22 protein-coding genes (1 of these 22 only partly in view) are annotated in these 18603 nt (G+C 44.3%); 13 read left to right on the top strand and 9 right to left on the bottom strand.

From position 1 onward, the window contains the following. Positions 1 to 15 precede the first annotated feature (15 nt). Positions 16 to 405 (top strand): DoxX family protein, encoded by a 390-nt coding sequence (locus tag QE357_RS00140; RefSeq protein WP_309704846.1) that lies wholly within the window; start codon positions 16 to 18, stop codon positions 403 to 405. 82 nt (positions 406 to 487) lie between these two features. Here QE357_RS00140 and adhP read toward each other — a convergent pair whose 3' ends face one another. After that, entirely contained in the window at positions 488 to 1522 is a 1035-nt protein-coding gene (adhP, locus tag QE357_RS00135; RefSeq protein WP_106637496.1) for an alcohol dehydrogenase AdhP, read from the bottom strand. A 238-nt stretch (positions 1523 to 1760) separates the two neighbouring features. Between adhP and QE357_RS00130 the strand changes: the two genes are divergently transcribed. Next, on the top strand, positions 1761 to 2780 hold the full coding sequence (locus QE357_RS00130; protein ID WP_309704842.1) for a J domain-containing protein: 1020 nt from the start codon (positions 1761 to 1763) through the stop codon (positions 2778 to 2780). Between the two features lie 49 nt (positions 2781 to 2829). Here the strand turns inward: QE357_RS00130 and QE357_RS00125 are convergent, their stop codons facing one another. From QE357_RS00125 to QE357_RS00115, 3 genes are all read right to left on the bottom strand, one after another. Next, positions 2830 to 4386, bottom strand: a complete 1557-nt coding sequence (locus QE357_RS00125; RefSeq protein ID WP_106637498.1) for an Rne/Rng family ribonuclease — start codon at positions 4384 to 4386, stop codon at positions 2830 to 2832. Positions 4387 to 4777: 391 nt separating this feature from the next. Next, positions 4778 to 5626 carry a lipopolysaccharide assembly protein LapB gene (locus QE357_RS00120; RefSeq protein WP_106637499.1) on the bottom strand — a complete coding sequence of 283 codons (849 nt, stop codon included), beginning with the start codon at positions 5624 to 5626 and terminating at the stop codon, positions 4778 to 4780. A 183-nt stretch (positions 5627 to 5809) separates the two neighbouring features. After that, entirely contained in the window at positions 5810 to 6109 is a 300-nt protein-coding gene (locus QE357_RS00115; protein WP_094810619.1) for an HU family DNA-binding protein, read from the bottom strand. Between the two features lie 301 nt (positions 6110 to 6410). On the opposite strand from QE357_RS00115, the gene mutY reads away from it, so the two are divergent. From mutY to QE357_RS00095, 4 genes are all read left to right on the top strand, one after another. Continuing rightward, the gene (gene mutY, locus QE357_RS00110; protein WP_307141579.1) at positions 6411 to 7475 is read left to right on the top strand and encodes an A/G-specific adenine glycosylase; all 1065 of its coding nucleotides are present in this window, start codon (positions 6411 to 6413) and stop codon (positions 7473 to 7475) included. An 82-nt stretch (positions 7476 to 7557) separates the two neighbouring features. Continuing rightward, on the top strand, positions 7558 to 8046 hold the full coding sequence (locus QE357_RS00105; RefSeq protein ID WP_309704835.1) for a single-stranded DNA-binding protein: 489 nt from the start codon (positions 7558 to 7560) through the stop codon (positions 8044 to 8046). A 135-nt stretch (positions 8047 to 8181) separates the two neighbouring features. Then, complete coding sequence (gene gldE, locus QE357_RS00100; protein WP_309704833.1) at positions 8182 to 9546, top strand: gliding motility-associated protein GldE; 1365 nt, start codon at positions 8182 to 8184, stop codon at positions 9544 to 9546. A gap of 54 nt (positions 9547 to 9600) precedes the next feature. After that, positions 9601 to 9990 (top strand): Dabb family protein, encoded by a 390-nt coding sequence (locus tag QE357_RS00095; RefSeq protein WP_106637502.1) that lies wholly within the window; start codon positions 9601 to 9603, stop codon positions 9988 to 9990. Between the two features lie 64 nt (positions 9991 to 10054). Here QE357_RS00095 and QE357_RS00090 read toward each other — a convergent pair whose 3' ends face one another. Then, positions 10055 to 10867 (bottom strand): SDR family oxidoreductase, encoded by an 813-nt coding sequence (locus QE357_RS00090; protein ID WP_309704830.1) that lies wholly within the window; start codon positions 10865 to 10867, stop codon positions 10055 to 10057. Positions 10868 to 10886: 19 nt separating this feature from the next. Next, a complete protein-coding gene (locus QE357_RS00085; RefSeq protein ID WP_309704829.1) occupies positions 10887 to 11075 on the bottom strand; it encodes a hypothetical protein in 189 nt (62 codons plus the stop codon). 256 nt (positions 11076 to 11331) lie between these two features. Between QE357_RS00085 and QE357_RS00080 the strand changes: the two genes are divergently transcribed. The 3 genes from QE357_RS00080 (at position 11332) to QE357_RS00070 (ending at position 13127) form a co-directional block, all read left to right on the top strand. Beyond that, complete coding sequence (locus tag QE357_RS00080) at positions 11332 to 11847, top strand: hypothetical protein (protein ID WP_307141575.1); 516 nt, start codon at positions 11332 to 11334, stop codon at positions 11845 to 11847. A 71-nt stretch (positions 11848 to 11918) separates the two neighbouring features. Next, positions 11919 to 12755, top strand: a complete 837-nt coding sequence (locus QE357_RS00075; RefSeq protein ID WP_309704826.1) for a hypothetical protein — start codon at positions 11919 to 11921, stop codon at positions 12753 to 12755. A gap of 156 nt (positions 12756 to 12911) precedes the next feature. Continuing rightward, positions 12912 to 13127, top strand: coding sequence for a hypothetical protein (locus QE357_RS00070; protein WP_106637508.1), 216 nt, complete (start codon positions 12912 to 12914; stop codon positions 13125 to 13127). Positions 13128 to 13271: 144 nt separating this feature from the next. Here QE357_RS00070 and QE357_RS00065 read toward each other — a convergent pair whose 3' ends face one another. The 3 genes from QE357_RS00065 to QE357_RS00055 form a co-directional block, all read right to left on the bottom strand. Next, positions 13272 to 13718 (bottom strand): hypothetical protein, encoded by a 447-nt coding sequence (locus tag QE357_RS00065; protein ID WP_309704824.1) that lies wholly within the window; start codon positions 13716 to 13718, stop codon positions 13272 to 13274. Between the two features lie 126 nt (positions 13719 to 13844). Continuing rightward, positions 13845 to 14309 (bottom strand): PA2169 family four-helix-bundle protein, encoded by a 465-nt coding sequence (locus QE357_RS00060; RefSeq protein WP_106637510.1) that lies wholly within the window; start codon positions 14307 to 14309, stop codon positions 13845 to 13847. A 45-nt stretch (positions 14310 to 14354) separates the two neighbouring features. After that, the gene (locus QE357_RS00055; protein ID WP_307141573.1) at positions 14355 to 14849 is read right to left on the bottom strand and encodes a hypothetical protein; all 495 of its coding nucleotides are present in this window, start codon (positions 14847 to 14849) and stop codon (positions 14355 to 14357) included. 151 nt (positions 14850 to 15000) lie between these two features. Here QE357_RS00055 and QE357_RS00050 point away from each other — a divergent pair, with 151 nt between their 5' ends. The 4 genes from QE357_RS00050 to QE357_RS00035 form a co-directional block, all read left to right on the top strand. Then, positions 15001 to 15201 carry a hypothetical protein gene (locus QE357_RS00050; protein ID WP_106637512.1) on the top strand — a complete coding sequence of 67 codons (201 nt, stop codon included), beginning with the start codon at positions 15001 to 15003 and terminating at the stop codon, positions 15199 to 15201. Positions 15202 to 15531: 330 nt separating this feature from the next. Next, a complete protein-coding gene (locus QE357_RS00045; protein WP_409050222.1) occupies positions 15532 to 16257 on the top strand; it encodes a phosphoadenylyl-sulfate reductase in 726 nt (241 codons plus the stop codon). 155 nt (positions 16258 to 16412) lie between these two features. Continuing rightward, on the top strand, positions 16413 to 17261 hold the full coding sequence (gene cysD, locus QE357_RS00040; RefSeq protein ID WP_409050256.1) for a sulfate adenylyltransferase subunit CysD: 849 nt from the start codon (positions 16413 to 16415) through the stop codon (positions 17259 to 17261). Positions 17262 to 17360: 99 nt separating this feature from the next. Continuing rightward, positions 17361 to 18603, top strand: partial view of a GTP-binding protein gene (locus QE357_RS00035; RefSeq protein WP_309704817.1) — the 5' portion only. It continues 8 nt past the right edge of the window; 1243 of the gene's 1251 nt are visible here — the first part of the coding sequence; the start codon lies at positions 17361 to 17363; the stop codon falls past the right edge of the window.

The following is an 18603-nucleotide window of genomic DNA, read 5'->3' as shown; positions in this document are numbered from 1 at the left end:
CTAAAATAACTAGGCATGAAAAAACAATCAAAGCTATTAAAGATGAGTTTGTGGATGGTTCAAATCTTACTGGCAGTTACCCTGATCTGGGCGGCGACAACGAAATGGGTTCAGCCGATCAATCAATTAGCAACCATGTGGCCGTGGACGGGAGACGTATCTCCTGAATTTGTAAAACTGACGGCCTGTATTGATTTGTTAGGAGGACTAGGTTTGATTGTACCAGGTTTATTCCAGACTAAACCTCAGCTTATAGCTTTCACTGCCGCCGGAGTGGTCGCCTTAATGATAAGTGCTATTGTTTTTCACGTGACCAGAGGAGAAACTTCTTCCGTTGGGTTTAATGCCGTTTTTGCTTTATTAGCCCTGTTTGTTGCTTGGGGTCGTTATCTAAAAACTACCTGATGAAATAAGAGGTATTCATAAAACAAGTCAGGCGACTGAAAGCCGCCTGTTTGTACTTCTATAAAAAAGAGGGAAGAAAGCATTAAGCAGAAGCAATTTCCATGACCATCCGACCTTCGATAGCTCCTTTTTTCATCTGGTCAAACACTTCATTGATGGATTCAAGCGGCGTTGTGTGAACCGTAGCTTTGACTTTACCTTCGACGGCAAAATCAATGGCTTCCTGCAAATCTTTCCGCGTGCCCACAATAGAACCGCGAACGGTAATACGTTTAAGCACCGTTTCGAAAATAGGTAAATCAAAGCTTCCGGGGGGTAACCCGTTAAGGGCAATCGTTCCTTTGCGGCGGAGAGCTGAAATTCCCTGCCGGAACGCAATGGGAGAGACAGCAGTAACCAGCACGCCGTGCATGCCTCCTGCTTCTTTCTGTAAATATTCACCGGGATCCTGATTCTTGGCATTAACCACTAAGTCGGCTCCAAGGCGTTTGGCTAATTCTAGTTTATCGTCGGCTACATCAATAGCAGCTACGTGCATACCCATGGCTTTAGCGTACTGCACGGCTACGTGCCCCAACCCACCAATGCCCGAAATAGCGACCCATTCACCGGGTTTGGTTTCGGTTTCTTTCAAGCCTTTGTACACCGTTACACCTGCACAGAGAATCGGAGCCATTTCAACGAAATTTACGTGGGAAGGCAGCTTCCCTACGTAACGGGCATCCGCAATGACGTATTCGGCATACCCTCCATCTACGCTATATCCTCCGTTTTGCTGGCTTTCGCAAAGCGTCTCCCAGCCCGTAATGCAATGATCGCAACAGCCACAGGCACTGTATAACCAGGGGACACCCACGGCATCACCTTCTTTTACATTCTTCACATCCGGCCCCAGAGCAACTACATATCCTACGCCTTCATGGCCAGGAATGAGGGGTAACTTGGGCTTTACGGGCCAGTCGCCGTCAGCAGCGTGCAGATCGGTATGGCAAACGCCACTGGCAATTACTTTGACCAGAATTTCGTTACGACCGGGTCGCCGAACGGGCATTTCTTCGATGGTTAGGGGTTGACCAAAGGCACGAACAACCGCCGCTTTCATAGTAGTAGGTAGCATAAAGAAGGCTGTTTAAAGAATGGTGGAAATCAATAAGAGTACTTAATAACGATCCTCAAAGTAATGAAATAGAGGCTCTTGCCTGGGTCTTCATTTGTATCATAAAAAGGAACGATTCTATCAATTAAACAGAAAGGTAAAGGCCAGAGGAAATAATATTTGGCGACTCTGCGGTATATTCCTTTTAGATGGATTGAAAGATTATCTTTTTACTTCGCAGAATAATTCGAATTGATTGGTGGAAAAGCTCATACATACGCCGGAAGGAAAAGCCCTGTCTGAAGCTCAGGAAACATTTCAGAAGCAACTGCAACGCATTGAAAAACTGCGGGAAGACCTACAAAATCAGGAAGCCTGGGAAGCCATGGCTCGGGAGCGGGTAATGAATGATATCTTACCTTTGGAACAGGAGGTAATCGAAATTCACGTGTTACGGGTACATGGATTTAATGATGCGTATCATTCCAAAGCGTTTCGTAAAGCTGAAAAAGTGGCTTTGCAGGAATTCATTATTAAGGAATCAGAAGTATTGATTCGAAGGTTTGGTCGGGAAGATCTGCGGGCCATCTATAACGAGCATACGGGGCAGAAGAACGTTTCCGAGAAAGACCGTCTGGTGGAGTTAAAAGAACTATTTTCAGAACAATTTGGAATCAGTTTTGAAGGCATTCCTATTAACTCGGAAGAAGAACTTCGGGCTTATGTGGCCGAAGAAATTGGAAAGCAGCAGGCCCGTCAGGACGAAAAACGGCAGAAGCGGGCAGAAAAAAAAGAGAAGAAAAAACAGAAAAAGGCAGTTAGTAATCCAGAATCCGTACCCGTAGCAATGGTGCCGTTACGGAAGCTTTATATGGCTTTAGCTAAACTTTTTCACCCGGATCGGGAGCGGGACGAAGCTCGGCGGGCGTATAAAACAAAGCTAATGCAGCAGGTAACAGAAGCGTATCAGCAGGGGAACTGGTTTGCCTTACTGAAACTGCAAAGTGAACATTCCGAAGCCCAGGAATTGGCGGATATGCCAGAAATGATCAGCTATAATCAGGCATTAAAGAAACAGGCAGATCAGCTACAAAGTCAGTTGAATGACTTAAGAAAGAATGATTTTCACGCTCGCTTCGTAGCCGAACCCCAGCGGATGGATGTCAAGTTTGCCCAGGAAATCAGAAAGCTAAAAGCAACTATTAAGCAATTGAAAGATGAGGTCAATCGCAATCGGAACTATGAAAATCTGAAAGACTTTATTCGTAACTATTACTAAAGAAAACGGGCCGGAATCAACTGATTCCGGCCCGTTTTCTTCGTATTTACTATCCGTGAACCTCAATGGGTTCCCCGGATTTATTATAAAAGTGGAATTCGGTTACACCCAGCGAGCTGTCCTGAACCAAATTAACCCAGGTGCGGTACTTCAGCCACCACTTCATTCGGCGAGACGGAAAACCGCTCATGAAGAATGAATACAGATAGGGGTGAAGCATAATTCGCAGCCCTTTTTCATTCTGCTTGCTCAGCACGTAGTCCAGATTCTGTTCCACAATATCCGAAACTGCGATGCTCGCTGTAATCTTTCCCGTTCCGCCGCAGGTTGGACAAACCTCCTGGGTCTGGATGTTAAGCTCAGGCCTTACCCGCTGACGGGTAATTTGCATAAGACCAAATTTAGTAAGTGGCAGAATGGTGAATTTCGAACGATCGAGCTTCATTTCTTCCCGCATCACATCATAAATCTGCTTCTTATTTTCGGGCTTTTTCATGTCAATGAAATCAATGACGATGATACCACCCATATCCCGAAGCCGCAACTGACGGGCAATTTCTTTCGCTGCCTCCATGTTAACATTGACGGCAGTGTCCTCCTGGCTTTCTTCCTGATTGGATTTATTACCAGAGTTTACATCAATGACGTGTAAGGCTTCCGTATGATCGATGATCAGATAACCGCCGCCGGGTAAACTGACGGAACGGCCAAAAAGCATTTTTAATTGCTTCTCAATCCCGAAGTGTTCAAACACCTTGTTTTTTCCCTGATGGAATTTAACAATGTTCTGTTTTTCGGGGGCAATCTGAGTGACATACGAACGTACCTCTTCGTACATTTCTTTATTATCAAGCGTAATACTGTCGAAGTTATCATTCAACATATCCCGCATGATCGACGTGGCCCGGCTCATTTCACCAATGACTTTATCCCGGGGTTTGGCATCACGAAGAGCTTTCATTCCGGCTTCCCACTTGGCTAGCAAGCTTCGGAGGTCCAGTTCAATCTCTTCGGATTCTTTTCCTTCGGCTACGGTTCGGATAATTACTCCAAAATTGGGAGGCTTAATGCCCTGTACCAGCCGGTGGAGACGTTGCCGTTCCTGTTTGCTGGTGATTTTTTTAGAGATATTAATCGAATGGCCAAAAGGCACTAGCACTAAAAAGCGGCCTGCAATCGAAATATCGCAGGAAAGTCGAGGACCTTTGGTTGAGATGGGTTCTTTGACAACCTGAACCAGAATAGGAGCATTTTTAGCTAAGACCTTGTCAATCTTTCCATGCTTATCTATTTCCGGCTCCATTTCAAAGCCATTTAACATTCCGTCGCTAACTCGTTTGGCAATAACGTCCTTGGTGAACTTATTCAAGGAGTTGATATTATGGCCTAAGTCAAGGTAATGAAGGAAGGCGTCTTTCTCATACCCAATATCTATGAAAGCGGCATTGAGCCCGGTAACCAGTTTTTTAACGGTGCCCAGGTAGATATCGCCCACAGAGAAGTGCTCTTCAGACTCTTCAAAGTGATATTCAACGATTCTTTTGTCCTGCAAAAGAGCGATTCTATCACCTTTGGGAGTCGAATTGATAATTAATTCATTGCTCACAGGTGATGCTCAGAGGGTTAAGGAATAATAGAATACAGCATCATACCTCCTCGAAAATCGGTAGGGCTGAATCTGTTATTCCGATAGAACAGGAATGGGTGGATACACAAAAAGGCTGTAACTCCATCGAGCCAGCCCAGAGAGTGAAAAATGAAAAGCTAAAAAGTGAAAAGTGAAAAACCACTTTTCACTCTTCACCTTTCACTCAATGTTATTTCTTCTTGTGTCTGTTCTTTCTGAGACGCTTTTTGCGTTTGTGGGTAGCAATTTTGTGGCGTTTACGTTTTTTTCCGCAAGGCATAATTGTAATGAGTTTAATGTTGGTAGTTACCGTTGCCCGAACAGTAGATCTATTCAGAACGAACCGACAACCGTCAACGACGTTAAAAAATTATTTTAACTGTTCCAGGTATTCCTGGACTCCCGCCAGAATGGAGGGATCAGTTTCTTTCTTCCGCACCTCTTCAAGAAGAGACTTGGCTTTTTCTTTTTGGCCCGTTTCAGCGTAGCAGATGCCTAAATAAAACATCGAGCGAGTACTGTTGGGGTGAGTCCGCAGGATTCGTTCAAAACGTCCAACCGCTTTTTCATACTGGTTGGAACGCATCGACAAAATACCCAGGTTAAATAAGGCAGGTTCAAAGTCAGGATCCTGTTCTAAGACCTCACGCAGCATGGCGATACCCTGCATAGGATTCGCCGTAGAAACATAAGTCATAGCCATGTTGGCTTTGGCCTGCATCAGATTAGGGTTCTTATCTAATGCTTTTTGGTACCAATCACGCGTTTGTTGGCCTAGAGTTGCCGCTTTGTCAGAATCAAGGGCAAACGTAAAGGCTTCGTAATACCGATCGCCCGCTTTTAAAAAGTGGTCGATAGAAGGTTGTAATCCAGCAATTTCTCCGGCGAAATACGCTGCACTATCAAACCGGGTAACTTTAGTAAAGAGTTCCACCAATTGCTCAGCGGCCCGAATGCGTTCGTCCGTGGGTTTGCTGGTTGTTTCAAACGTCTGACGAGCTTTATCCAAAGCCTGTCTTTGTTCGGTTGAAACGGGTTGCAGATGAGTTTCAGCTGCCGGAGCTGAAGAGGCAGGTTTTGAAGCTGCTTCTGACTGCGTTGGTACTTTCGTTTCTGCGGCAGCACGTTTATCATCCTTCACAGCAATCTTGGGCAGACTATAAAGACCGCCGATCGAAGCCGCTGCAACAACAATAAGGGCGATAAATGATTTTTTCACAGGAGTAATGTTTACTAAAATTTGGGACCGTTAGAATCCATTCGGATAGAAAGTCACAAATTCAACAACTACCAAAGCAAATCAATTCATTACTTGAATACACTTGTGAACAAAAAGGGCAGAAAGAAAGTAGAAGAGGACAGCTATTTTCTTCCTACCCTGCCTGTTCTCTAACCGAACTGATTAAACAGCCTGGCTAGCTTTTTCAGAAGTCTTTACTGATTCTGTGAATTCCTTCGCTGGTTTGAAGCTAGGAATGTAGTGCTCAGGGATCTCCATCGTTGTATTCTTAGAGATGTTCCGTGCTACTTTTTTAGCTCGTTTTTTGTTTACGAAGCTGCCGAAACCGCGAACGTATACCGGCTCGCCATCCACGAGAGCCTCTTTCACTACGCCGAAGAATGTCTCCAGACTTTGAGCTACATCAGCTTTGTCAATGCCGGTCTTTTCGGCGATTTTTGCGATAACGTCTGCTTTGGTCACTGGGGTAAACTTTAAAGGTTTATTAATTATTTTATTGAGAAAGTGCCTAAGGCTCAAAATTTTAGAGGCACAAAAGTACGGGTTTGAATTCATTTGCAAAACAATTCCTCAGAAAAGTCCTCGATATTTTTTTTATAAATACCTAATAGTAAGGTTTTTAGAAGGTAATTTATGCTAAAAACTAAATAAAAAGACCGGGGCTTTATAGGCTGTTTTAGGCTTTTTCTAACCCATACTGACACTCTGACGTGGCAAAACCTTTGGTCTGGTTCTTTTACTTTTCCGTATTTTAAGCCATGAAATGACCAACGATTTTTTTGCTCCTCAATTACTAGCCTGGTATGATCGTCACGGACGGGATCTACCCTGGCGACATACCACCAATCCGTATTACATCTGGCTTTCGGAGATCATTCTTCAGCAAACCCGCGTAGTGCAGGGCATGCCTTATTACTATAAATTCGTCGAAGCGTTTCCAACCGTTAAAGATCTGGCTCAGGCCGACGAACGCGAAGTATTACGACTCTGGCAGGGATTGGGGTATTATTCCCGGGCCCGAAACCTGCACCGCACCGCTCAGATTATCGTGGAAGAATACGGCGGTGAATTTCCCGGTACCTACCAGGAGTTACTAAAACTCAAGGGCATCGGACCGTACACCGCCGCCGCGATCGCTTCGTTCGCTTTTAATGAATCTGTGGCCGTTTTGGATGGAAACGTGTACCGCGTGCTTGCCCGCATTTTTGGAATTGAAACCGACATCGCCAGTCATGCGGCCAAGGCAGAATTTACGGCTCTGGCTAATCAACTGATTGATCCATCTCAGCCCGCCCGCTTCAACCAGGCCATTATGGATTTCGGAGCGACACAGTGTGTGCCCGTTTCGCCGCAGTGTATGTTCTGTCCGTTTAATACCGTTTGCGAAGCCAGCAACACCGGGCGGCAGGCTCAATTGCCCGTGAAGTCGAAGAAAACAAAAGTGCGGGAGCGTTACTTTCATTACCTCGTTATTGAACACCAAGGCCGGTTTGCCATGCGGGAAAGGCCACCCAAAGATGTCTGGATGTCCATGTTCGATTTCTGGCTGGTGGAAGACGACCGACTGCTGGACTGGGATACGCTGAGCGAACATCCGCCGCTTGAGGCAGTAGCTTCGCAGTTAACGCTCAAAAGCGAATCGCCGGTATATACTCATGTGCTTTCCCATCAGCGGATTCAGGCTAAGTTCTGGCACCTGGAAACCACTTCGGAAAGTAACTTCCCAGCATCCTTGCAATTTCATGAGCTGGACGAAATTGAAAAGTTACCCAAACCAGTCTTAGTCGTTAATTATTTAAACAAGTTAGCGAGTACAAATACTGATTGAGCGGTAAGGTAAGTTATTGGAAATTCTCTTTGATTTGAAGCTTGAATTTCGTAAATTTATATCCAATCTGTTGATAATCAATATGGCACGTACATTCAATAAAGTAACATTAATCGGAAATTTAGGCCGTGATCCAGAGAGTCGTACGCTTCCCAGCGGAGCGAAGGTTACGGATTTTCCCGTAGCTACTTCAGAGTCATATAGTACGAAAAACGGGGAGAAAGTGGACCTGACGACCTGGTTTCGTGCCGAAGCCTGGGATCGTCTGAGTGATGTAGCTTCTCAGTATTTAAAAAAAGGGGATCAGGTATATCTGGAAGGACGTTTACGGATGGAGGAATATACCGATAAAGACGGTAATCAGCGTTCGGCTTTGCGTCTTCGGGTGCTTGATTTACAGTTGCTCAATAATAATCGCTCTGACGAAGGTGGTTTTGCTCCTGTATCTTCCTCTATGTCAGCTCCTCAACAAGCGACTTCGGCTTCACAACCTACCGCGATGCCGACTTCAAATGCGACCCCAACTACCTTTAGTAGCTCTTCGGGCGAAGAGGATGATTTACCCTTCTAATTTAAGAAAAGCATAAAAAATAATTAGCACATATCCGTTAATCCTGATTGTTTTGCAATTCAACCGGGGTTAACGGATACTTTTTTGTTATCTTGGCTTACGTTAGACCAAACGCTTTCCATTTTGGAGCCACATTTGCTCACTGAACCTGTTCTAGGCGATATCCTAGACCCATTCCCTCTTTGGGCACCTCTCGCCAACGCGGTAGGTGCCGGATTCTACATCAGTAACGGACTTATCCTGATTCTGTTACTAGCCGCCTCAGCCCTGGCTTCCGGCTCTGAAGTAGGTTTTTTCTCTCTTTCGCTCGATGCTCGCAATGACATCCGCGATAGTGACCACGCTTCCGAGCGACGCATTGCTAAACTGCTCGACCATCCGCAGTTGCTTCTGGCTACCATCCTGATTTTTAAAAACTTACTGGATATTACACTGGTAACTCTAACGGCAGTAGCTACCAAAGAAGCTCTGGGCGAAGGAGTAGAAGCCTGGGTTAGTATCCTGATTCAGACCGTAGGGGTTACTTTCCTGATTGTATTTTTCGGAGAATTGATCCCTAAAGTGTGGGCTAATCAAAACCCCATTAAGTTTCTAAAAATAACGGCTCCGGTTATAGAAGCGGCTCAGGTTATTTTTAAGCCCATCTCGATTCCTCTGATGAGTATTTCGAATATGATCGAGAAAAGGGTTCAAAGGAAAGGATACACCATTACGGCGGAAGAACTAAGCCACGCGTTAGAAATTACGACGGGGAAGGATACGTCGCTGGAACAAAAGGAAATTCTTCGGGGAATCGTGAATTTCAGCAGCATCTCGGCCCGGCAGATTATGCGTTCAAGGATGGACATTACCGCTTTTGACATTGAGCTGGATTTCCACGAGTTAATGGATAAGATTAATAAGTCGGGCTATTCACGAGTACCGGTTTACCGAGGATCCATCGATAAAATTGAGGGGATTCTCTATATCAAGGATTTACTACCCTACATTGATCAGGACGAATCGTTCAACTGGCAGGAAACACTACGCCCCGTTTACTTCATTCCCGAAAGCAAAAAAATTGACGATTTGTTACATGATTTTCAGGAAAAGAGGGTGCACGTAGCCATTATCGTTAATGAGTACGGAGAAACCGAGGGACTGATTACGCTGGAGGACATCATTGAGGAAATCGTAGGAGATATTCGGGACGAATACGACGAAGAGGAAATTCAGTACACTAAAATCGATGATAATACTTACGTTTTTGAAGGAAAGACTTCACTTAACGACGTAACCAAAGTACTATCGATGGATTCGGAAATATTTGATACCGTCCGCGGCGATAGTGAGTCACTGGGAGGTTTATTACTTGAACTTTTTGGCCGCTTACCCAAAGTAAACGAAGAGGTAACGCATCAGTATTTCACCTTCCGGGTTCTGGCTGCTGATCAGAAACGAATCAAAAAAGTCCGGGTTTCGGTGCTTCGTCCCGGGGCAGAAGTTACCAAAGCAGAATAAGGGTGAAGGACTATCGCCAAGCGTCTATTTTACTTTCAATTATAACCTCAAATCATGGATCGCCGATCATTTGTGAAAAATGCTTCTGTAGCTGCGGCTGGTGCGGGCGTAATGCCCGAAGCCCGCGAAAAACTAACATTCGTACACCACGTTTTTTTCTGGTTGAAAAACCCTGATAACAAGGCTGACTATGACCAGATGCTAAATGCTCTGAAAACTCTGGGAAAATTATCAGTCATTCAGCACGCTCACATTGGTAAGCCCGTAGTGACTGAATTTGATAAGTCTGTTACCGACGGGACGTATTCTTTCTCGGTAATGCTGGTTTTTGCGTCAGCAAAGGACGAACAAACTTATCTTGTTCATCCCGAGCACAAGGCCTTTATCGATAAGAACAACCATTTGTGGAGTAAGGTAGTCGTTTACGATTCCACTCAGATTTAAGCAGGTAAGAAGAAGGGGTTATGAAACACGTTTCATAACCCCTTCTTCTTGTTCGGATGGTTCATTAACCATTATCGGCGAATTCTGGGTACAGCATCATTCCACCATCAATGTATAAAGTTTCGCCCGTTACGTAATCCGATTCATCGGAAGCTAACCAGATGGTAGCTTTGGCTACGTCTTCGGGTTTTCCAATGCGTTTGTAAGGAATAAGGTCCAGCAGGCCAGGTAACTTTTCCGGGTCACTCCAGACCTCTTTATTAATCGGCGTTTTAATAGCTCCCGGACTGATGGCATTCACCCGAATCTTCAACGGAGCCAGCTCCTGAGCAATAGATTTCATAAACATCAGTACACCGCCTTTAGAGGCTGCGTAATTGACATGGCCCGCCCAGGGAATCATGTCATGAACGGAACTCATGCAAATGATTTTTCCAATTGATAGATCTTCCTCTTTTTGATCTTTAGCCTGCTTTATGAATTGATGAGCAGCCTCGCGTGAACAAAGGAACTGACTCGTCAGATTAGTTGAAATTACACCATCCCATTGTTCCAGAGTCATTTCCAGAAATGGGGCATCCATCTGACGGCCCGTATTATTAACCAGAATATCCAGTCTTCCGAACGCTTCTATAGTTTGAGTAAAAAGAGCTTTTACGTCATCTTCTTTGCTGACATCGGCTTTAACCGTAATGCCTGTTCCGCCGAAGCCCTTGATTTGTTCCAGAGCCTCGTCGGCTCCTTCCGAACTTTTGTGGTAGTTAATAACTACGGAGGCCCCTTCGCGGGCCATTTCTATGGCGATAGCTTTTCCAATTCCTGAACTGGAGCCCGTAATAATGGCCACCGAATTGGCAAGTCTTTGTTGTGAGGTCATGCGTTGTGAATAGACAGGGTTATGCTTCAAGAGTAGTCATAGATTTCGTTGCCACATTCCGCCAAGCCCAGCGGCGGGCCATCTCAATGGCAATCTTTAAAGCTTCGCCATGATTACGAATTCCATTGTTCATTAATCGTTTGGCAATCAATAACGCACGTTCCCGCGTAGTGGGAGAGAGCGTGTGAAGTAGTTCATCAGTTTTCATGGCTATCCTATTATATGATGACTCACAAAAAGAAAGGATTATGCCTATTCAGGAAGGGTAATATAAAGGAAAATACTGTGTATTAAATTACCCAAAATAGTATTTTTTTCTATAGATATCTGACTTTCTGATTGATAATCTTATTGGCACAGCATTTGAACCATACATTGATAGTAAACTATTAGTTTAGACTTGCTTGTTTAAGTAATAAAGCTTATTATCCTAACCAACATGGTTGAATAATTCCGCTATCGTTATGAAAAAAATTGTAATTTCATTATTCCTGATTGCCTGTAGTTCTATGGCTCATGCTCAGCTCAGAGATTGGGCAGTTGGAGTGAAAGTAGGTCAACCTACGGGTTTGAACTTACGTAAATATGGCGATCGAAACGCCTTTGATTTGACCGTAGGAACCTATGGCGGTCTGCTGGGTGGTACTACGGATTACCGACAGGGAAAATTGAAAGGCGTGGGCTTTGCTATCAACGCATCTTATCTCTGGTACGCTCCCATTATGAATGATCGACTCTCGCTCTATGGGGGTGTCGGGGCTCAGGTAACATCGCGTCGCTACTATCCCAGCGAGTTTGCTGCTAGCAATGCTTACGTCAAAAACGTTGGTATTGGGCCTACGGCTAACATCGGTCTTGAGATTCTTCCTAAACAAACCCCTTATTCTATCTTTTTTGAGGGAGGATTATACGCAGAGTTATTACCCGCCTTTCTGCACTTCAGCCCACAGTTAAATGCAGGGATTCGTTATAATTTCTAATAGTACTGATCTGTATCATAATTTATCAAATTAATCATTAAGCCTTTATCCAGGGAAAAGCATTAACAGCCATGAAACGTCAACTTATTTTAATTGGAGCCTTAGCTAGTGGATTATTCTTAAGCTCTTGTGCAGGCGTAGATAACTTCTCTAGTAGTCTAAAACGCAGTAACTCGTCTAGGTATGCAAACTCAGACCGTAATCGGGACGATAGACGCGAGGACAGGAAAGAAGAGCGTCAGGAGCGGAAAGAACGCGAAGAACGTCAGGAAGCCCGCGAGGAACGCCGGGAAGAAGCCCGTGATTTCCGGGATGACATGCGAGCAGACGAACGCGACAGCCGTCGATCCGATGATCGTGACAGCAGCCGTAACGACGAAAGAGAGATTCGCAGCGATCGGTACCGGGATGAAGAAGTAAGAGATAATCGTCGGGATGACCGAGATGATCGCCGAAATGAAGATCGGGATGAACGCCGGGATCGTTACGAAGACGAACGCCGGGACAGCCGTCGGGATGAGGACCGGGATCGCTATTATTACAGAAGCAACCGTAACGAAGATCGTTACCGCGATGAAGATAACTACAGTCGCAGAAATTTATCCAGAGAAGAGCTAGACAAACAAGACTTATCCGAAAGAATTCGCGAGCAGATTGAAGATGTGAATGAAAGAATCGGATGGCTCGACGAAAAACAAAAGGGTGAAAGCCGTAAAGAACGCCGCAAACGCGAAGAACTGAAAACCGAGTTAGAAGAAAAACGGATGCAGTTATTCCAGGTGTACTACGATGTTAACCAATCAAGTGGTCGGGACTGGAGAAAAGCGAAACGCGAAAGTAACCGATTCCTGAGCGATGTAGATAAGAAAATTGATGAAGCTAATGATCTTTTAGACCGAGGAAAATAGTCTACAGCAGCAGCGAAAAAAGGACTTCATTCGTGAAGTCCTTTTTTTGTGTTAATTTATTATATGTGAGTGAGTTAAGATAGTTATTAACGAAACAGGCATGACAATTTTATGGAGTAATTCATACCAATAATTCAATCTAACGACTTTAATACTATGGCTAACCAACCTTTAAATACCCCACAAAACGAGAATCCTAATATCCGTAAATTGCTCTTATTTATAGGTGCAGTATTTGTAGCGTTTATTTTGTGGGCCATCTTCGGAAGTTTACTCACGGGTAATAAACCAGATTCACCGAAAGGAGCCGGAGCTGTTACGGCGGGCGATAGTGCTTATGTAACAGAAAGCGATACGTTAAGAACGCAATAAATTAACTAGGGTATGACCAATGATCATATCCTTTTTTTATAGCCAAAGGAGAAAAACAGAAATAGTATTAATTAAAGATTTTTTTATAAAAAGAAGGGGCTCCTGAATCAGTTCAGGAGCCCCTTCTTTTTATAAAGCTAAACCTTAAGCACTCATCAGATAATGATTAACCGTTTCAGGTTCTAACTCTTCTAATCGTTTGATAAACGCCTTCAGCAGACTAACCTGGCTGGTAAGTAAGTGTCTGAGACTATCAGACATATCTTCGCGTAAAGCGTTTTTATAAAGAGTCAGTAAGTTACTATCTACCTTAGCTCTTAAATCTTTTTCGTATGACTCATGATCTTCTGAGGAATACCATTCTGGCGTTGATGCCACATCATAGGACATTCTTCCCCCAAAATTCCACAGTTGATTCACTAATTGTGTTTTACAAAGATTACTGCTAGTGATTCCTCTCATTAAAAAAGGCTTCACCAAAAGGCAATTTACACGTAAAGCAAGTAACTGATAAACGCGACTACGGCCTTCGTGAGCGTTGATAATTGCATTAAGCAAATCGTTTAGGCGGTGGTTTTCAGATCTTTCCATAAAAAGGAACGATTTATAAGCATTAAAAAACGGGATGGATATTTCGATAACCTAAACGTATATACGAAAGACGCTATAGATTTTCAATGCTTATTGTCACTAATATCGTTCCAAGCGGAGCATTTCCTATGAGTTACTGTGCATTTGTTGTAGGGATTCAATGAGCAGTAAATCCTGTTGGATAACTTCCCGGTGGCTAGACAGCAAAGCGTATACTTCAGGAAGGGCTTTCACCTTTTCGTGATCCAGTACAGTTTCATAAGCTTCAATAGCAGTTTTATCACCCGTCTGGCAGGAGCTTAGGATGCTTTCCCGATCTTTCCCTACTATTTTCGCTTTGAGGTCAAGCCAGGTCTGATGCAGTTTTCCTGCCGTAGTACCTGAATCTGAAGGAGTCTGGCCATAATGCTTAACAATTTCGCCTAACTGATCAGCAAATGATTCACTCTCTTTAACAAAGGTGGAAAAGAGGCTTTTCAAATCCAGATCTTCAATATCCTGAGATGCTAGTTGATACCCATGCGTTCGATCATTGTTGATCTTAACCAGATTGTCTAAATCGTCGATTAATTTTTCTACTTCCGTTGCCATTGATTAGATAAGATTAGAGTTGAAGAAATGGAGTGATATACATTATCAAAATGCCGGGTGAATTCGGTTCTGCTGATCGGCTTCCGAAATAGCCGTGGGAACAGGCATTACATCTTCCTGAGCAGGAAGGCCTTCGGGCGTTTCGCCAATTTCATCGGGAGTCACCTCTGGAACATCTGTCAGCGGTGGCGTCTCTACGGGAGCTTCGGGAACCGAATCAGGAATTTCCTCTGGAGCGTGGGGCTGGTCAGGAAAAGTTCCTGGAATATCAGGCGTTACCGGATCAATTTCAGGCAACTCAGGTGTGGCAGGTACTTCCGGTACTGATCCTGGAAAAATAGCATTAGGACGAGTAGCGGCATCTTCTTCCTTACGGGTTTCCTGTGGATACGAAGATTCATCTCCCAAACCTAGATCGCCTTCATTTTCTTCCATTGACTTTTCTAGTTCCAGTTCCTGTGCGGTTTCAGAGGGTGTATCCGTATGAATACCAGAGGATTTTTCTCCGGGTAGTGGACGAGTGAGTTGTTGCGTTTCCATGGATAAGAGGTATATTTAGTGACGTAATCAACTAGCGAAAAGGATATGCCATTGCAGGAATTCCCAAAATGGGGAAAAGTAACTCTGGGTTACTGCAAGGCATAAATGGAGGTATTATTCTTTTATTAATCGCTCAAAACCCTTGGAAACTATGGAAAATCAAACATCTCAAACACCAGAACCCACGGTTGAAAAATTTCTGGAAGAAGTAGAAAAGAAAGAACCTGACACGAATAATGCTCAGGAAAAGGATCAGTTTAAAGAAAAAAGAGAAAACGACTCGGAATTTCAGGAGCTAGCCGAACAGGAAGAAGAAAAAGCCCGTGAAGCTGAAAAATTCGTAGGAAGCTGATTAAGAATAGATCGCTGGTAACCTCTTATAAAACAGACTCGTCCCCTTGGGCGGGTCTGTTTTGCTTTCTAAGAAAAGTCTAATTATCTATTTCTCTTAGTGGGAATTTTTCAAACGAAGAGTCGTAAACAAGTTTAAGAAATATTTTTCCTTGATTTTACAGATAATAGTCTGTGAACTAACAAGTTATGTCATCTTTAAGTAAATTCATGAATTTGATAAGACCTTGAGAATGAACTCAAATACAGAGAAATTATTTATTTATTCTATCTGATTTATAGACATTGTCTAATTTTGTCGGATAGAATAAATAATGAGCAATACGAAGGGATGGAAAAATTAGTGGACGGTATGAACAATGAAGCGTTAATTCAGGAGTTAACCCCCCAGCTGGAAGCCCTTAATCCGGCTGAAGCCATCGAACTCCTTACCCGGCAGTTTCCCGGTAAAGTAGTTTTTTCTACCTCACTAGGTCAGGAAGATCAGGTGATTACGGATTTTATCTATCGTAATAACTTGCCCGTACGAGTTTTCACGCTCGATACGGGTCGTTTATTTCAGCAGACCTACGATTTGCTCGATGCGACGCGGGCCAAATACAATCATTCCATCGAAACCTACTTTCCCAATACACAACGGGTAGAGGCGTTAGTGCAGGAAAAAGGCTTTAACAGCTTTTATTACTCCGTTGAAAATCGGAAGGAATGCTGTTTCATTCGTAAAATTGAACCCCTGAAACGGGCTTTGGCTGGTGCCGAAATCTGGATTACGGGTTTACGGGCCGAGCAATCCGAAAACCGGGCTGACATGCCTATTTTGGAATGGGACAAAGGAAATCAGTTAATAAAGTATAATCCGCTGATTCACTGGACTTACGATGAAGTATTAGTGTATTTGGAGAAATACCGGGTTCCTGATAACCCTTTGCACCGTCAGGGATTCATTAGTATCGGTTGTGCCTGTTGCACGCGGGCCATCGAACCCGGCGAACATCCCCGTGCCGGTCGCTGGTGGTGGGAAGAGTCTAAAAAAGAGTGTGGATTGCATTCGGCGTAAGCCGCTTACTTATATATAATGATGGATCTTACAGGATCTGTTTAATCTGAAATTATACCCTAATGAGTTCTTTTGGAGATAAGTCACTGATTCCGGCTTCGGCTCTCGAAAATCCGATTTTCCCCCGTGAGCTTGAAGACGAGGCCATTTACATCATGCGGGAAGTGGCCGCCCAATTTGAGCGTCCCGCCATTCTTTTCTCGGGTGGTAAAGATTCTATTACCTTGGTTCGTCTGGCTCAAAAAGCCTTTTACCCCGGCAAAATTCCTTTTCCTTTAGTGCACGTGGATACAGGTCATAACTTTCCCGAAACCATTGCTTACCGCGATTGGCTGGCTAAGGAGGTAGGAGCCGAGCTGATCGTTCGTTACGTTCAGGACTCCATTAATCAGGGTAAAGTACAGGAAGAAACGGGTAAGTATGCTTCCCGGAATGCTCTTCAGACGGTAACGCTGCTGGATGCCATCGAAGAATTCAAGTTTGATGCCTGCATCGGTGGAGCTCGCCGGGACGAAGAAAAGGCTCGGGCGAAAGAACGGATTTTCAGTGTTCGTGACGATTTCGGCCAATGGGATGCCAAACGTCAGCGTCCCGAATTATTCGATATGCTCAATGGCCGGATTTCAGTAGGTGAAAACGTTCGCGTATTCCCAATTTCCAATTGGACGGAATTAGACGTTTGGAATTATATTAAGGAAGAAGGGATTCCATTACCTTCCATTTACTTCTCGCACCAACGTCCCGTTTTCGAACGCGATGGCATGTTATGGGCCGATTCAGAATTCATTAATAAGGATACGGATGAAATTCCTTACGAAGCCACCGTCCGTTTCCGCACGGTAGGCGATATGACCTGTACGGCAGCTGTTCTTTCTGAAGCAACGGAATTAGATGACATCATCGGAGAAATTCTTTCCGCAGAAATTTCGGAACGCGGAGCCCGGATGGACGATAAACGTTCGGAAGCGGCGATGGAGAAACGTAAACAGCAGGGCTATTTTTAATCCCTTCCTATATATAATAAGATATGGTTGCATTTTCAGCTAAACTGAGAATGCCGAATCTGGCGGGAAAATTAACTCTCGCAATTCTTAATCCTTCCTATGGACATTTTACGAATAGCTACTGCGGGCTCGGTTGATGATGGCAAAAGCACATTGATTGGCCGCTTATTATACGAAACGCAATCCATCACCCGAGATAAACTGGAAGCACTCGAAGCCGCCAGTAAACGCAAAGGACTGGATTTCCTGGATTTATCCTTATTAACCGACGGTCTGATTGCCGAACGTGAGCAGGGGATTACCATCGACGTAGCTCATATTTACTTCAGCACGCCTACTCGCAAATACATCATCGCCGATACGCCGGGTCACTTTGAGTATACCCGTAACATGGTAACAGGTGCTTCAAATGCGAAAGTATCGCTGATTTTGGTCGATGCTCGGCACGGCGTAGTAGAGCAAACCTTCCGCCATTTTTTCATTTCGTCTATGTTACGGATTCCTAAGGTAATCGTCTGCGTGAACAAAATGGATTTGGTAGGATACAGTGAAGAACGTTTCCAGCAAATCAAACAGGAGTTTCAGGACATTGCGGCAAAAGTGCAATTTTCAGGTCAGGAAATTGAGTTTGTACCCATCTCTTCTTTATATGGGGTAAACATTACCAAAAAGTCTGACGAGATAAGCTGGTATTCGGGAGTTTCTTTGTTAGAGACACTGGAAAAATTCGATGATCAGGTAAAGACAGACTCCAGCCATGCAGCTCGATTCCCTGTTCAGTACGTCGTTCGTCCTAAAACGGAAGAGTATCACGATTATCGCGGATACGCTGGACGAGTAGCCAGTGGAACCTTTAGCGTAGGAGATGAAATCGTGGTATTACCCACGGGGCAACGCTCTAAGATCTCATCCATTGAGAAATTTGACCAATCCTTGCAGCACGCTCACGCCCGCGAATCGGTAGTAATCAGTCTGGAAACAGACGTAGACGTATCACGGGGTAACATGTTAGTAAAGGCGGGTGAAGAGCCTACGCAACTGCGGGAAATTTCCGCTCAGGTTTGCTGGCTGGATTATCAGGCCTTAACACCGGGTAAAACCTTATTGCTCCAGCACGGTATTAATGATACAAAAGCAAAAGTGCTGGCTTTGGAAGAGCTCATTAATGTTCAAACGTTGGAAAAAAGCGAGAACCCGGCTCAGCTAAAGTTGAATGAAATCGGTGGGATCCGCTTGAAGGTAGCCAAACCCATTTTTGCCGACGCCTATCAGGAAAATCCCTCCAACGGAGCCTTTATATTAATTGATGAATTCTCGCACGCAACGGTTGGCGTGGGATTTA

Origin of the sequence: Siphonobacter sp. SORGH_AS_0500, from assembly GCF_031453245.1 — a bacterium.
Lineage (GTDB): Bacteria > Bacteroidota > Bacteroidia > Cytophagales > Spirosomataceae > Siphonobacter.
The sequence above is the reverse complement of the archived record's forward strand: the minus strand, read 5'-3'. Positions and strand labels throughout refer to the sequence as shown.

What these genes read in the sequence shown, in the direction of transcription:
- QE357_RS00105 (WP_309704835.1), top strand. Translation starts at nt 7,558, where the DNA reads ATGGCACGTACATTCAATAAAGTAACATTAATCGGAAATTTAGGCCGT.
- QE357_RS00050 (WP_106637512.1), top strand. Translation starts at nt 15,001, where the DNA reads ATGGAAAATCAAACATCTCAAACACCAGAACCCACGGTTGAAAAATTT.
- QE357_RS00055 (WP_307141573.1), bottom strand. Translation starts at nt 14,849, where the DNA reads ATGGAAACGCAACAACTCACTCGTCCACTACCCGGAGAAAAATCCTCT.
- adhP (WP_106637496.1), bottom strand. Translation starts at nt 1,522, where the DNA reads ATGCTACCTACTACTATGAAAGCGGCGGTTGTTCGTGCCTTTGGTCAA.
- QE357_RS00065 (WP_309704824.1), bottom strand. Translation starts at nt 13,718, where the DNA reads ATGGAAAGATCTGAAAACCACCGCCTAAACGATTTGCTTAATGCAATT.
- QE357_RS00060 (WP_106637510.1), bottom strand. Translation starts at nt 14,309, where the DNA reads ATGGCAACGGAAGTAGAAAAATTAATCGACGATTTAGACAATCTGGTT.
- QE357_RS00070 (WP_106637508.1), top strand. Translation starts at nt 12,912, where the DNA reads ATGGCTAACCAACCTTTAAATACCCCACAAAACGAGAATCCTAATATC.
- QE357_RS00075 (WP_309704826.1), top strand. Translation starts at nt 11,919, where the DNA reads ATGAAACGTCAACTTATTTTAATTGGAGCCTTAGCTAGTGGATTATTC.
- QE357_RS00090 (WP_309704830.1), bottom strand. Translation starts at nt 10,867, where the DNA reads ATGACCTCACAACAAAGACTTGCCAATTCGGTGGCCATTATTACGGGC.
- QE357_RS00140 (WP_309704846.1), top strand. Translation starts at nt 16, where the DNA reads ATGAAAAAACAATCAAAGCTATTAAAGATGAGTTTGTGGATGGTTCAA.
- QE357_RS00095 (WP_106637502.1), top strand. Translation starts at nt 9,601, where the DNA reads ATGGATCGCCGATCATTTGTGAAAAATGCTTCTGTAGCTGCGGCTGGT.
- QE357_RS00045 (WP_409050222.1), top strand. Translation starts at nt 15,532, where the DNA reads ATGGAAAAATTAGTGGACGGTATGAACAATGAAGCGTTAATTCAGGAG.
- QE357_RS00080 (WP_307141575.1), top strand. Translation starts at nt 11,332, where the DNA reads ATGAAAAAAATTGTAATTTCATTATTCCTGATTGCCTGTAGTTCTATG.
- QE357_RS00085 (WP_309704829.1), bottom strand. Translation starts at nt 11,075, where the DNA reads ATGAAAACTGATGAACTACTTCACACGCTCTCTCCCACTACGCGGGAA.
- mutY (WP_307141579.1), top strand. Translation starts at nt 6,411, where the DNA reads ATGACCAACGATTTTTTTGCTCCTCAATTACTAGCCTGGTATGATCGT.
- cysD (WP_409050256.1), top strand. Translation starts at nt 16,413, where the DNA reads ATGCGGGAAGTGGCCGCCCAATTTGAGCGTCCCGCCATTCTTTTCTCG.